Annotated in this window: 11 protein-coding genes; 8 read left to right on the forward strand and 3 right to left on the reverse strand. The window is 67.7% G+C overall.

From position 1 onward, the window contains the following. The first annotated feature begins 73 nt into the window (after positions 1-73). The 5 genes from B0675_RS12435 (at position 74) to tuf (ending at position 8,965) form a co-directional block, all read left to right on the forward strand. Positions 74-3,973, forward strand: a complete 3,900-nt coding sequence (locus B0675_RS12435; protein ID WP_081218872.1) for a DNA-directed RNA polymerase subunit beta' — start codon at positions 74-76, stop codon at positions 3,971-3,973. A 641-nt stretch (positions 3,974-4,614) separates the two neighbouring features. Continuing rightward, a complete protein-coding gene (gene rpsL, locus B0675_RS12440; protein ID WP_003948652.1) occupies positions 4,615-4,986 on the forward strand; it encodes a 30S ribosomal protein S12 in 372 nt (123 codons plus the stop codon). Positions 4,987-4,988: 2 nt separating this feature from the next. Next, complete coding sequence (rpsG, locus tag B0675_RS12445) at positions 4,989-5,459, forward strand: 30S ribosomal protein S7 (RefSeq protein ID WP_081218873.1); 471 nt, start codon at positions 4,989-4,991, stop codon at positions 5,457-5,459. Between the two features lie 39 nt (positions 5,460-5,498). Beyond that, positions 5,499-7,628, forward strand: a complete 2,130-nt coding sequence (gene fusA / locus B0675_RS12450; RefSeq protein WP_081218874.1) for an elongation factor G — start codon at positions 5,499-5,501, stop codon at positions 7,626-7,628. Positions 7,629-7,771: 143 nt separating this feature from the next. Then, entirely contained in the window at positions 7,772-8,965 is a 1,194-nt protein-coding gene (tuf, locus tag B0675_RS12455) for an elongation factor Tu (protein ID WP_081218875.1), read from the forward strand. 136 nt (positions 8,966-9,101) lie between these two features. Here the strand turns inward: tuf and B0675_RS12460 are convergent, their stop codons facing one another. The 3 genes from B0675_RS12460 to B0675_RS12470 all read right to left on the reverse strand — a co-directional run bounded on the left by B0675_RS12460 (position 9,102) and on the right by B0675_RS12470 (position 12,103). Beyond that, the gene (locus tag B0675_RS12460) at positions 9,102-10,334 is read right to left on the reverse strand and encodes a cytochrome P450 (protein WP_081218876.1); all 1,233 of its coding nucleotides are present in this window, start codon (positions 10,332-10,334) and stop codon (positions 9,102-9,104) included. A gap of 63 nt (positions 10,335-10,397) precedes the next feature. Next, positions 10,398-11,027 carry a Uma2 family endonuclease gene (locus B0675_RS12465; protein ID WP_081218877.1) on the reverse strand — a complete coding sequence of 210 codons (630 nt, stop codon included), beginning with the start codon at positions 11,025-11,027 and terminating at the stop codon, positions 10,398-10,400. A 50-nt stretch (positions 11,028-11,077) separates the two neighbouring features. Continuing rightward, the gene (locus B0675_RS12470) at positions 11,078-12,103 is read right to left on the reverse strand and encodes a hypothetical protein (protein ID WP_081218878.1); all 1,026 of its coding nucleotides are present in this window, start codon (positions 12,101-12,103) and stop codon (positions 11,078-11,080) included. Between the two features lie 412 nt (positions 12,104-12,515). Here B0675_RS12470 and B0675_RS12475 point away from each other — a divergent pair, with 412 nt between their 5' ends. Genes B0675_RS12475 through B0675_RS12485 form a run of 3 tightly spaced genes read left to right on the forward strand, consistent with a single transcriptional unit; the run spans position 12,516 to position 14,276 of the window. After that, on the forward strand, positions 12,516-13,370 hold the full coding sequence (locus tag B0675_RS12475) for a helix-turn-helix transcriptional regulator (RefSeq protein WP_081218879.1): 855 nt from the start codon (positions 12,516-12,518) through the stop codon (positions 13,368-13,370). Then, positions 13,367-13,576 (forward strand): DUF397 domain-containing protein, encoded by a 210-nt coding sequence (locus B0675_RS12480; RefSeq protein WP_081218880.1) that lies wholly within the window; start codon positions 13,367-13,369, stop codon positions 13,574-13,576. Before B0675_RS12475 ends, B0675_RS12480 begins: the two co-directional genes overlap by 4 nt. Before the next feature lie 46 nt (positions 13,577-13,622). Beyond that, positions 13,623-14,276: a hypothetical protein gene (locus tag B0675_RS12485; RefSeq protein WP_081218881.1), complete on the forward strand. Its 654-nt coding sequence runs from the start codon at positions 13,623-13,625 to the stop codon at positions 14,274-14,276. The last annotated feature ends 29 nt before the right edge of the window (positions 14,277-14,305 follow it).

The raw sequence follows: 14,305 nt of genomic DNA on the forward strand, positions 1-14,305 counted from the left end.
TCAAGGCCCGCCGGCCCCAGGACCCCCGTATCAGACCCCTAAGACTTACAACCCTGAGAGGGATTGACGCATAGTGCTCGACGTCAACTTCTTCGATGAGCTCCGGATCGGTCTGGCCACCGCTGACGACATCCGTCAGTGGAGCCACGGCGAGGTCAAGAAGCCCGAGACCATCAACTACCGCACCCTCAAGCCCGAGAAGGACGGACTCTTCTGCGAGAAGATCTTCGGTCCGACCCGGGACTGGGAGTGCTACTGCGGCAAGTACAAGCGCGTCCGCTTCAAGGGCATCATCTGTGAGCGCTGTGGCGTCGAGGTCACGCGCGCCAAGGTGCGTCGTGAGCGGATGGGCCACATCGAGCTTGCCGCTCCCGTCACCCACATCTGGTACTTCAAGGGCGTTCCGTCGCGGCTGGGCTACCTGCTCGACCTCGCCCCGAAGGACCTCGAGAAGGTCATCTACTTCGCCGCGTACATGATCACGTTCGTCGACGAGGAGCGCCGCACCCGCGACCTGCCCTCGCTGGAGGCCCACGTCTCCGTCGAGCGTCAGCAGGTCGAGAACCGTCGCGACGCCGACCTCGAGGCCCGCGCCAAGAAGCTCGAGACCGACCTGGCCGAGCTGGAGGCCGAGGGCGCCAAGGCCGACGTGCGCCGCAAGGTGCGCGAGGGTGCCGAGCGTGAGATGAAGCAGCTGCGCGACCGTGCGCAGCGCGAGATCGACCGTCTCGACGAGGTGTGGACCCGCTTCAAGAACCTCAAGGTCCAGGACCTGGAGGGCGACGAGCTCCTCTACCGCGAGCTGCGTGACCGCTTCGGCACGTACTTCGACGGTTCGATGGGTGCCGCGGCGCTGCAGAAGCGCCTGGAGTCCTTCGACCTGGACGAGGAGGCCGAGCGCCTCCGCGAGATCATCCGCACCGGCAAGGGCCAGAAGAAGACCCGTGCGCTCAAGCGCCTCAAGGTCGTCTCCGCGTTCCTGCAGACCAGCAACAGCCCCAAGGGCATGGTGCTCGACTGCGTGCCGGTCATCCCGCCGGACCTTCGCCCGATGGTGCAGCTGGACGGTGGCCGCTTCGCGACCTCCGACCTGAACGACCTGTACCGCCGTGTGATCAACCGCAACAACCGCCTGAAGCGCCTTCTCGACCTCGGTGCCCCCGAGATCATCGTGAACAACGAGAAGCGCATGCTCCAGGAGGCCGTCGACGCGCTCTTCGACAACGGCCGTCGTGGCCGCCCGGTGACGGGCCCCGGCAACCGTCCGCTGAAGTCGCTGTCCGACATGCTCAAGGGCAAGCAGGGTCGATTCCGTCAGAACCTGCTCGGCAAGCGTGTGGACTACTCCGCGCGTTCCGTGATCGTCGTCGGTCCGCAGCTGAAGCTGCACCAGTGCGGTCTGCCGAAGGCCATGGCGCTGGAGCTCTTCAAGCCGTTCGTGATGAAGCGCCTGGTGGACCTGAACCACGCGCAGAACATCAAGAGCGCCAAGCGGATGGTCGAGCGCGGCCGCACGGTCGTGTACGACGTCCTGGAAGAGGTCATCGCCGAGCACCCGGTTCTGCTGAACCGTGCGCCGACGCTGCACCGCCTCGGCATCCAGGCCTTCGAGCCGCAGCTGGTCGAGGGCAAGGCCATCCAGATCCACCCGCTCGTCTGCACCGCGTTCAACGCGGACTTCGACGGTGACCAGATGGCCGTGCACCTGCCGCTCTCCGCGGAGGCGCAGGCCGAGGCCCGCATCCTGATGCTGTCCTCGAACAACATCCTCAAGCCGGCCGACGGCCGCCCGGTCACGATGCCGACCCAGGACATGGTCCTCGGTCTGTTCTTCCTGACCACCGACGGCGACCTGCGGAACGTGAAGGGCGAGGACCGCTCCTTCGCTTCCGTGGCCGAGGCGATCATGGCGTTCGACGCCGGCGAGCTCTCGCTGCAGTCGCGCGTGGACATCCGCTTCCCGGTGGGCACCATCCCGCCGCGCGGCTGGACCCCGCCGGCCCGCGAGGAGGGCGAGCCGGAGTGGCAGCAGGGTGACACCTTCCGCCTGCGGACGACCCTGGGCCGCGCGCTCTTCAACGAGCTGCTGCCCGAGGACTACCCGTTCGTCGACTACGAGATCGGCAAGAAGCAGCTCTCGGAGATCGTCAACGACCTCGCCGAGCGCTACCCCAAGGTCATCGTGGCGGCGACGCTCGACAACCTGAAGGCGGCCGGCTTCTTCTGGGCGACCCGTTCCGGTGTCACCGTGGCCATCTCCGACATCGTCGTTCCCGACGCGAAGCGCGCGATCGTCAAGGGCTACGAGGACCAGGACGAGAAGGTCCAGAAGCAGTACGAGCGTGGTCTGATCACCAAGGAAGAGCGCACGCAGGAGCTCATCGCGATCTGGACCAAGGCGACCAACGAGGTTGCCGAGGCGATGAACGCGAACTTCCCGAAGACCAACCCGGTTTCGATGATGGTGAACTCGGGCGCACGAGGCAACATGATGCAGATGCGTCAGATCGCCGGTATGCGTGGTCTGGTGTCCAACGCCAAGAACGAGACGATCCCGCGCCCCATCAAGGCCTCCTTCCGTGAAGGCCTGTCGGTGCTCGAGTACTTCATCTCGACCCACGGTGCCCGTAAGGGTCTGGCGGACACCGCTCTGCGTACCGCCGACTCGGGTTACCTCACCCGTCGTCTCGTCGACGTCTCCCAGGACGTCATCATCCGCGAGGAGGACTGCGGCACCGACCGTGGTCTGCGCCTGGCCATCGCCGAGCGCGGCGAGGACGGCGTGCTGCGCAAGACGGAGAACGTCGAGACCAGCGTGTACGCACGTGCGCTGGCCGAGGACATCACCGTCGACGGCAAGGTGCTGGCCCCGGCCAACACCGACCTCGGCGACGTCCTCATCGATGAGCTCGTCAAGCACGGCATCGAGGAGGTCAAGACCCGCTCGGTCCTGACCTGTGAGTCCGCCGTCGGTACCTGCGCCATGTGCTACGGCCGCTCGCTGGCCACCGGCAAGCTGGTCGACATCGGTGAGGCGGTCGGCATCATCGCCGCCCAGTCCATCGGTGAGCCAGGTACCCAGCTGACGATGCGTACCTTCCACACCGGTGGTGTGGCCGGTGACGACATCACCCAGGGTCTGCCCCGTGTCGTCGAGCTCTTCGAGGCTCGTACGCCGAAGGGTGTCGCCCCGATCTCCGAGGCCTCCGGCCGCGTGCGGATCGAGGAGACCGAGAAGACCAAGAAGCTCGTCGTCACCCCGGACGACGGCAGCGACGAGACGGCGTTCCCGATCTCGAAGCGTGCCCGTCTCCTGGTGTCGGAGGGCGAGCACGTCGAGGTGGGCCAGAAGCTCACCGTGGGTGCCACCAACCCGCACGACGTGCTGCGCATCCTGGGTCAGCGTGCCGTCCAGGTCCACCTGGTCGGAGAGGTCCAGAAGGTCTACAACTCGCAGGGTGTGTCGATCCACGACAAGCACATCGAGATCATCATCCGGCAGATGCTGCGCCGTGTGACGATCATCGAGTCGGGCGACGCGGAGCTGCTGCCCGGCGAGCTGGTCGAGCGTTCGAAGTTCGAGACCGAGAACCGTCGTGTGGTCCAGGAAGGCGGCCACCCGGCCTCCGGCCGTCCGCAGCTGATGGGTATCACCAAGGCCTCGCTGGCGACCGAGTCGTGGCTGTCGGCGGCGTCCTTCCAGGAGACGACCAGGGTTCTGACGGACGCGGCGATCAACGCCAAGTCCGACTCCCTGATCGGCCTCAAGGAGAACGTCATCATCGGTAAGCTCATCCCGGCCGGTACGGGTCTGTCCCGCTACCGCAACATCCGGGTGGAGCCGACCGAAGAGGCCAAGGCCGCGATGTACTCGGCCGTCGGTTACGACGACATCGACTACTCGCCGTTCGGCACCGGCTCCGGCCAGGCCGTCCCGCTGGAGGACTACGACTACGGTCCGTACAACCAGTGAGCGGTAGGCAGTAGGCAGTAGTACGGAGGGCGGTCATCCCCGGTGGGGGTGGCCGCCCTCCTGCGTGCGCCGCGCGAAGGCGTTCCGCGGCGGCAGGAGGGCTCCCCGCTCCGCATGCCGTGAGTGGGTTCCGGGGGTGCCGCGGGAGCCGGTCCAGCGGCGGCGTACGGCCTTGCCGGTGAGCGGGGCCGAAGGCGCCGAGCGGGCGGGCCGGCGGAAGCGCGTCGGTGTCCGGCGGAGGAGGGCGTCGCCGACGCGCGGTGACCGGTCGGCGGCAGCCGGTCAGCATCCCGCGCGGTGTTCACGCACAGCGCAACCGACCTGGTCGTTCCGGGCCTCCGCGAAGCTGCGGGAGGGTCGGGGAACGCCCAGAATGGAAGCGGAGAAGTCCGGCGTGTCGGGCACCACGGCATTTGTTTTGACCGAAGTCCGTGAGGTAGGTACCCTCAGACCTTGTGCCTGGGGTGTGCCCTGGCTCTGGTGCGTGCCTTCAAACCGCAACGAGAGCCGTAAGCGGCCACCGCAATCTGCGCCCTTCTTGCTTCACGGCGAGAGTCTGCAGTGTTCGACACACCCGACCGCGTGGGTCGGTGATGTTCCAGGTTAGCTTCACCATTCGGCACACAGAAACCGGAGAAGTAGTGCCTACGATCCAGCAGCTGGTCCGGAAGGGCCGGCAGGACAAGGTCGAGAAGAACAAGACGCCCGCACTTGAGGGTTCGCCCCAGCGTCGTGGCGTCTGCACGCGTGTGTTCACGACCACCCCGAAGAAGCCGAACTCGGCCCTGCGTAAGGTCGCGCGTGTGCGTCTGACCAGCGGGATCGAAGTCACCGCTTACATCCCGGGTGAGGGACACAACCTGCAGGAGCACTCGATCGTGCTCGTGCGCGGCGGCCGTGTGAAGGACCTGCCGGGTGTTCGCTACAAGATCATCCGCGGTTCGCTCGACACCCAGGGTGTCAAGAACCGCAAGCAGGCCCGCAGCCGCTACGGCGCCAAGAAGGAGAAGTAGAAATGCCTCGTAAGGGCCCCGCCCCGAAGCGCCCGGTCATCATCGACCCGGTCTACGGTTCCCCCCTGGTGACCTCCCTCATCAACAAGGTGCTGCTGAACGGCAAGCGCTCCACCGCCGAGCGCATCGTCTACGGCGCCATGGAGGGTCTGCGTGAGAAGACGGGCAACGACCCGGTCATCACGCTGAAGCGCGCGCTTGAGAACATCAAGCCGACCCTCGAAGTCAAGTCCCGCCGCGTCGGCGGTGCGACGTACCAGGTGCCGATCGAGGTCAAGCCCGGTCGCGCCAGCACGCTCGCGCTGCGTTGGCTCGTCGGTTACTCCCGCGCCCGTCGCGAGAAGACGATGACCGAGCGTCTGCTCAACGAACTTCTCGACGCCTCCAACGGCCTTGGTGCCGCTGTGAAGAAGCGCGAGGACACCCACAAGATGGCCGAGTCCAACAAGGCCTTCGCGCACTACCGCTGGTAGTCGCTACCCACATCGAGACCGAGAGAAGACCGAAGCCTTATGGCTACCACTTCACTTGACCTGGCCAAGGTCCGCAACATCGGGATCATGGCCCACATCGACGCGGGCAAGACGACCACCACCGAGCGGATCCTCTTCTACACCGGCGTCAGCTACAAGATCGGTGAGGTCCACGACGGCGCTGCCACCATGGACTGGATGGAGCAGGAGCAGGAGCGTGGCATCACGATCACCTCTGCTGCCACCACCTGTCACTGGCCGCTCGAGGACAACGACTACACGATCAACATCATCGACACCCCCGGGCACGTCGACTTCACGGTCGAGGTGGAGCGTTCGCTCCGCGTCCTCGACGGTGCCGTCACGGTGTTCGACGGTGTCGCCGGTGTCGAGCCGCAGTCCGAGACGGTGTGGCGTCAGGCCGACCGTTACGGCGTGCCGCGCATCTGCTTCGTGAACAAGCTGGACCGTACCGGCGCCGAGTTCCACCGCTGCGTGGACATGATCAAGGACCGCCTCGGCGCCGTCCCGATCATCATGCAGCTCCCGATCGGTGCCGAGATGGACTTCCAGGGCGTTGTGGACCTGGTCCGCATGAAGGCGCTCGTGTGGTCCGCCGAGGCGGCCAAGGGCGAGATGTACGACGTCGTCGACATCCCGGCCACGCACGTCGAGGCCGCTGAGCTGTACCGCGGTCAGCTGGTCGAGACCGTCGCGGAGCACGACGACGAGATCATGGAGCTGTTCCTGGAGGGCCAGGAGCCCACCGAGGAGCAGCTGTACGCCGCGATCCGTCGCGTCACCATCGCGTCCGGCAAGTCCGGTGGCGTCACGGTCACCCCCGTGTTCTGTGGCACCGCGTTCAAGAACAAGGGCGTTCAGCCCCTGCTCGACGCGGTCGTGCGCTACCTCCCGACTCCGCTTGACGTCGAGGCCATCGAGGGCCACGACGTCAAGGACGCGGAGCTCGTGATCAAGCGCAAGCCGTCGGACGAGGAGCCGCTGTCCGCGCTCGCGTTCAAGATCATGAGCGACCCGCACCTCGGCAAGCTCACCTTCGTCCGGGTCTACTCGGGCCGCCTGGAGACCGGCACTGCGGTGCTGAACTCCGTCAAGGGCAAGAAGGAGCGCATCGGCAAGATCTACCGCATGCACGCGAACAAGCGTGAGGAGATCGAGTCGGTGGGCGCCGGCGACATCGTCGCCGTCATGGGCCTGAAGCAGACCACCACCGGTGAGACGCTGTCCGACGACAAGAACCCGGTCATCCTGGAGTCCATGGACTTCCCGGCGCCGGTCATTCAGGTCGCCATCGAGCCCAAGTCCAAGGGTGACCAGGAGAAGCTGGGTGTAGCCATCCAGCGTCTCGCGGAGGAGGACCCCTCCTTCCACGTTCACTCGGACGAGGAGACGGGCCAGACCATCCTCGGTGGTATGGGCGAGCTGCACCTCGAGGTGCTGGTCGACCGTATGAAGCGCGAGTTCAGGGTCGAAGCCAACGTCGGTAAGCCGCAGGTCGCCTACCGCGAGACGATCCGCAAGACCGTCGAGCGTCACGACTACACCCACAAGAAGCAGACCGGTGGTACCGGTCAGTTCGCCAAGGTGCAGATCGCGATCGAGCCCATCACCGAGACCGACGGTCCGGCGTACGAGTTCGTGAACAAGGTCACCGGTGGCCGTATCCCGCGGGAGTACATCCCGTCGGTGGACGCCGGTGCGCAGGAGGCCATGCAGTTCGGCATCCTGGCCGGTTACGAGATGACGGGCGTCCGCGTCACCCTCATCGACGGTGGCTACCACGAGGTCGACTCCTCGGAGCTCGCCTTCAAGATCGCCGGTTCGCAGGCGTTCAAGGAAGCCGCGCGCAAGGCCAGCCCCGTGCTGCTCGAGCCGATGATGGCCGTCGAGGTCACCACGCCCGAGGAGTCGATGGGCGATGTCATCGGCGACCTCAACTCCCGCCGTGGCCAGATCCAGGCCATGGAGGAGCGCAGCGGCGCTCGCGTCGTGAAGGGCCTCGTGCCCCTCTCGGAGATGTTCGGCTACGTCGGAGACCTCCGCAGCAAGACGTCGGGTCGCGCAAGCTACTCGATGCAGTTCGACTCCTACGCCGAGGTTCCCAGGAACGTCGCCGAGGAGATCATCGCGAAGGCCAAGGGCGAGTAACACACCCCGTTTACACGCTTTAGGCTTGACACCGACCGCCGGGGATGACCCGGGAGGGAAAACCCCGGCGGGCGGCATCCCAGCAAAGATCACCTGGCGCCGATGAGTAAGGCGTACCAGAACCACTCCGCAGGAGGACCCCAGTGGCGAAGGCAAAGTTCGAGCGGACTAAGCCGCACGTCAACATCGGCACCATCGGTCACATCGACCACGGTAAGACGACCCTCACGGCCGCCATTACCAAGGTGCTGCACGACGCGTACCCGGACCTGAACGAGGCCTCGGCCTTCGACCAGATCGACAAGGCTCCCGAGGAGCGCCAGCGCGGTATCACCATCTCGATCGCGCACGTCGAGTACCAGACGGAGGGCCGTCACTACGCCCACGTCGACTGCCCGGGTCACGCTGACTACATCAAGAACATGATCACGGGTGCGGCGCAGATGGACGGCGCCATCCTCGTCGTCGCCGCGACCGACGGCCCGATGCCGCAGACCAAGGAGCACGTGCTCCTGGCCCGCCAGGTCGGCGTTCCGTACATCGTCGTCGCCCTGAACAAGGCCGACATGGTGGACGACGAGGAGATCCTGGAGCTCGTCGAGCTCGAGGTCCGTGAGCTCCTCTCCGAGTACGAGTTCCCGGGCGACGACCTTCCGGTCGTCAAGGTCTCGGCGCTCAAGGCGCTCGAGGGCGACAAGGAGTGGGGCCAGTCGGTCCTGGACCTCATGGCCGCCGTCGACGAGGCGATCCCGACCCCCGAGCGTGACGTCGACAAGCCGTTCCTCATGCCCGTCGAGGACGTCTTCACGATCACCGGTCGCGGTACGGTCGTCACCGGCCGTATCGAGCGTGGTGTCCTGAAGGTCAACGAGACCGTTGACATCATCGGCATCAAGCAGGAGAAGACCACCACCACGGTCACCGGCATCGAGATGTTCCGCAAGCTGCTCGACGAGGGCCAGGCCGGTGAGAACGTCGGTCTGCTCCTCCGTGGCATCAAGCGCGAGGACGTCGAGCGCGGCCAGGTCATCATCAAGCCCGGTTCGGTCACGCCGCACACCGAGTTCGAGGCCCAGGCCTACATCCTGTCGAAGGACGAGGGTGGCCGTCACACCCCCTTCTTCAACAACTACCGCCCGCAGTTCTACTTCCGCACCACGGACGTGACCGGCGTCGTGACCCTCCCCGAGGGCACCGAGATGGTCATGCCGGGCGACAACACTGAGATGAAGGTCGAACTCATCCAGCCCGTCGCCATGGAAGAGGGCCTGAAGTTCGCCATCCGTGAGGGTGGCCGGACCGTGGGCGCCGGCCAGGTCACCAAGATCAACAAGTAATTGTTGACCGTATGACCTGGTAGCTCCTTCACGAGCTCCAGAAAGGGCCCGTACGACTTCGGTCGTGCGGGCCCTTTCGCTGTTCCCGGACGTGTCGACGGCGCGGTGCCTGACGGCGCGGTGCCTGCCCATGCCGTCACCAGCGGACGGGCAGGCTCCTCGGTCCACGGACCATCGCGCGCCGGCGGAACGGCACCTGGTCGACGTGCACGGCCAGGCGCAGTCCCGGGAGCCGGTCCAGCAGGGTGTCGACCAGCAGCTCGGTCTGCATCCGGGCGAAGCCGGCGCCGGCGCAGTGGTGCGGCCCGCTGCCGAACGCGAGGTGCGCGCCGGCGTCCCGGCCGACGTCGAGCCGGTCGGGGTCGGGGAAGACGTCCGGGTCGCGGTTGGCGGCGAGGTAGGACACGTAGACCGGTTCGCCGGCGGAGATCCGCACGCCGTGCACGTCGACGTCCTCCAGGGCGATACGGGCGAGGCCCACGGACGCGCGGTGCGGGAGGTGGCGGAGCAGCTCGTCGACGGCCGCGGTACGGGACTCGGGCTGCCCGCGGAGCCGTTCGTAGAGCGCGGTGTCCGTCAGCATGAGGAACAGCATCTGCCCGCACGTGTGGGTGACGGCGTCGCCGCCGGTCTGGAGCGGTCCCGCGAGGCCGACCGCCTCGGCCTCGCTGATCTCCCCGCGCCCGACGGCGGCGCCGAGCAGTGACAGCACGTCCGCGTCCGTACTGTCGTGGCGCTCCCGCACGATGCCGCCGATCCACTCGTAGAGAGCGGACATGGCCTCCTTCGCCCGCTTCGCGGTGTCGGCGCAGCCGTCGGTCGAGCCGATCCGTCGCACCCAGGCCTGCACCTGCCGGCGCTCTCCCGAGGGCACGCCCATGACCTCGCAGGCGACGGCGACGGGGAAAGGTTCGAGGACGCGTTCGACGAGGTCGGCCGGGGGGCCGTCGTGCAGCATGCCGTCCACCAGTTCGTCGAGCATCTGCTGGGCGTGCGGCCTCAGCCGCTCCACGGCGCCGTCGGTGAAGGCGCTCTCGACCGTGCGGCGCAGCCGGCCGTGATCGGGCGGATCGGCGAAGGCCAGGCATCCGGGGTCGGGCTCGAAGGTGGGCGCGGGGCGGGTGATCGGCCGCTCGACGGCCGCGGCCCGGCTGAACCGGGGGTCGTCGGCGATCATCCGTACGTCCTCGTACCGGGTCGCGAGCCAGGCCCAGCCCTCCCCGTGCGGCAGCCTGATCCGGGCGAGGGGCCCGTCCTGCATCAACTCGGCCAGCACGGGATCGAAGTCGGTCCCTTTCACGTCCCCCGCGATCCAGTCCCGCACGGGAGGAAGGTTCTGCCCGGTCAGCAGGGTGGTCTGTTCAGCCATGCTTCCACTGTCCGGGGACGGGTGGGGGGTGTCGCGGGGGAGTGGGCCAGGTGGCGGGGGGAGTCAGGACGACGGGTCGGTGGCGGTGCTGTCCGTGGGGGTGTCTCCGTAGCGGGGGAGCCCGACCGTGGAGATGGTCCAGTCGGCAATCGTGACGTCCTCGCCGTACAGGAAGTCCTTGCGGGTGGCGTAGCGGGGGCCGCTGGGGGTCGGGTGGATGTCGGACAGTACGGCGCCGGTGGCGGTGCGCGGGTCGAAGATCGCGTAGATCGGGATGCCGAGGCGCGGGTAGTCGCGTGTCTTGCCGACCCAGTCGTTCTCAGGGTTGGAGCGGGACACCACTTCGATGGCGGCGATCAGCGTCCGTCCGTCGATGGAACCCGGAACGTCCATGTCGGCCATCGCGATGACCATGATGTCGGGATGCCTCATGATCCCCTCGGATTCGGCTTCCACGTCCGGAGTGCCTGTGTGGGCCACGAGCTCCTCCGGCATGACCTTCTCCAGGCGCCTTCGGAGGTGCAGGGTGGTCAGTTCATGTGGGCCGACGGGCGCCATCATGTCGTGGACGATCCCTACCTTGGTGATCTCGAATTTGCCCGGAAGCGTGTCGTCCATCGATTCCAGGAATTCGCGCATCGCCCGGTAGAGGTGGTGGGCGTCTCGCCGCGCGTTGTCAGGGACGATGCTCATGGCGTGCGCTCCTCGTCTCTGCCCGGGGGGCAAGGGTCGTCACGTTCATGCTAGGCGGCTCCCTCGGGCCGGGGTCGGTGGCGGCAGGCGCGGCAGTGGCCCGGTTCCGGGGCGCGGAAGGCGCGGTCGCAGCCGTCGCAGTTCTGGAGAGGGTCCCGGTGCGCGGGCGGGAGCGTTGCGGGGAGCGGGGGCGGCAGCAGCTCGGTCAGGCGGTGGGCGAGCAGGGCGGCCGGGTGGCGGAGCGGCTCGGGCAGATCCGCGGTCAGGGCCCGGCGTACGGCCTCGGGGGTGGGCCCGCGTTCCAGCCAGGCGGTGACGGCGGGCGCGAGACGGAGAACGTCGCGTTCGGCGAGCAGGAGGCGGGGGTCGTACCGGTGCAGGCCGGCGAGCAGGTCGACCGCGGTGCGGTCGCCGTCCGGGCCGGGGGTCTGTGGGGTGGGGAGTGGCGGCTTGTGTCGGGTATGCGCGGGGGTTTCGCCGGAAGGCGGGGGAGGGACGGCGGGGGCGGGGGGTGTCCCGACCGGAGGGGTGGGCGGCTCGACCGGTGAGTCGGCGCGGGCGGTGGGGGACCCGACGGATGGCTCGACGCACGTGATGGGGCCGTCCGGGGCTCCCTGCGCGCGGGTGAGGATCGGGTCGCGTCGCAGGGGGCGGAGGGGGTCGACGCGGGCGCGCTCTGGATGCCGGAGGCCCGCGAGCGCGGCTCGGGCGCGCTGTACGGCGGATTCCCGAGGCTGGTTGTACGACACCGTGTGCGTGACCACCTGGCCGCTCGGGAGGCGTTCCCGTGTACGGGAGAGGTAGCCGTGCGCCTCCAACTCCCGTAAGGCGGAGGCGATCCGCGTCTCGCCCTCGGGGAAGCGTGCCGTGAGCGACTTGATGTCGACGCGGGCCCCGCTGGGCAGCGACTGGATGTGGGCGCCGAGGCCGATCGCGAGGAGCGACAGCTCGCGGTGCTGGGCGAGGTGGTTGCCGATCACCGTGTAGCGCGAGGTCTGGCGGACGTTGATGTGGGTGATACCCCGCGGAATCCGGGGTTGGGCGCACGAGGGCGCGCTAAGGTTTTGGGTATCCATCGGGAAGGTGTTGCTTCCTTGTTGGTGAGGCCCTCGATCGGGATGCCAGTCCCGGCCGGGGGCCGTCGTATGTCCGCGGTGGTGCGTGCCCCACCCACTGATGGTGCGGCTGCGGTTGTGGTTCGCCGCGAGCATATGCCCCCCAACGTGCGGAGAATCCAGCTCAGTTGGCGATTGTCACCCTTGCGGGTGATGTGACGACCGACGGGAGGCTGGTGGGGTTGGGAGGGGTTCTCTCCCCGGTACTTGGGATCTTTTGCGTCGCGTACGACCGCGTCGTCGTTCACCGGGGCGGGGAGATCCACGACCCGGTGCGACCGGCTTCCGCTCCGTACGCCGGCTGTCCGCCCGCTGTCCCGTTCTGTCCCGGCTGTCCTGGGTGCCGTACGGGAAGGGTGGGCGTTGGAGGTGGGTGGGAGTGAACGGTGAGGGCACGGACGAGCCGGGCTGGGACGTCAGCCCCGAGGACGAGATCGCCCCGGTGGTCGAGGCGGCGGGCCGCCAGGTCAGGCTCTGGCGCGAGGCCGCCGGGATGCGCGTCGTCGAGCTGGGCCAGGCGATCGGCTACGGGGAGGACCTGGTCCGCAAGGTGGAGCGGGGGGCCCGGATTCCCCGGGCGGAGTTCCTGGACAGGGCGGACGGGGTTCTGAACGCGGGCGGCCATATCGCGGCGTTCAAGGAGGACATGGAGAGGGCTCGCTACCCGAAGAGGGTGCGGGAGCTGGCCCAACTGGAGGCTCGGGCCGTCGAGCAGTTGCTCTACAGCAACCACAACATCCATGGGCTGTTGCAGACGGAGGAGTATGCGCGGGCGCTGCTCGGCACGTGGCGACCGGCGTACTCACCGGACGAGCTGGAACGGATGGTCGCGGCGAGGGTGGCCCGCAAAGCAATCTTCGAACGCTTGCCGGCACCTGAGCTGAGCTTCGTCCAAGAAGAGGTGACGCTACGCCGCCCCGTGGGAGGCACAATGGTGCTGCGCCGACAGCTCGAACACATGCTGGAGTTGGCTCAGTTGCCGTACGTGGAGCTCCAGGTGATGCCGACAAGTCGCGCCGATCACCCGGGCACGGGTGGACGGATCCAGGTGCTGAAGTTCGGAGACGGCACTGCTGCCGGGCGTACAGACGACGAGTTCGCTGGGCGCCCTGTCTCCGAGCCGCGGCAGCTCAGGGTCCTGGAACTGCGGTACGGCATCATCCGGGCCCAGGCGCTCACACCGAGGGAGTCCGTGGCCTTCATCGAGCGACTGCTGGGAGAAACGTGATCCACATGACCTCTGCCGAGGAAGCCGCGGGCCTTCACTGGCGCAGGAGCAGCTACAGCGACAGCAGTAACGGAAACGACTGCGTCGAGGTGGCCACCGCTCCGCCCGGGGTCCACGTCCGGGACTCCAAGCGCCCGGACGACGCACACCTCACCCTGGCCCCCTCCACCTGGTCGGCGTTCCTCACGTTCGCTGCGCGGGGCTGAACCATCCCTGCGCTGGTGCACATCCCACCCGAGTGACGGAGCGGTGATGCGATCAGGCAGCGACGCCCGGCCCGTGTTCGCGGCCCTGGGCGGAGTCGTGGAGATCGGTGCGCTGACCCACGCAGGAACCTGGAGGCCGGCCGACGCGTCGGTGGGGGACTTCCTGGCCCTCAGGCGCGATGAGGTGACGCGGGTCGTCGCCGGCATCCAGGCGGTCGGCCGGTTCGGTGGCTCGGTCATGGCCGAGGCCCACGAACTGGGATACCTGCGCGACCATCCTGTCGACGTGCGGTCCCTGCTGCTCTGGTCGGCGGGAGTCACCTGGGTACCTCAGGGTTGGCAGCCGTCGGAGGATCTGTCCTACCTGGAGGAGCCGCAGGTGGTGCGCCGCATGTGCCGCATGGGCGCGGATCTCCAACTCACCCATCTGCTGGATGGCTTGGTCGCCGCGGGAGTTGCCGCAGGCGTGGAGGCGGGTGTCGGGGTCCCGGACACGACGGACGAGATCGCCTCGATCCTCCGTATCGCCTGCGAACTCGTGGACGGCGCGGGGCGCAACACCCCTGAGGGGGTGTTCCGTATGTGGCGGGTCGCTCACCTGCCCGGCCTCCTCGATCCGAACGCGGCTGCGCCGGAGTGGGTCAAGGCGGGCCACCGTGCGTACGACGAGGAACTGGAACGGCTGCTGACGCCGATGTGATGCCTGCGAGACGGCTTCACGGGGATGGC

This window comes from Streptomyces sp. M41(2017) (assembly GCF_002078175.1).
Taxonomy (GTDB): Bacteria; Actinomycetota; Actinomycetes; order Streptomycetales; family Streptomycetaceae; genus Streptomyces.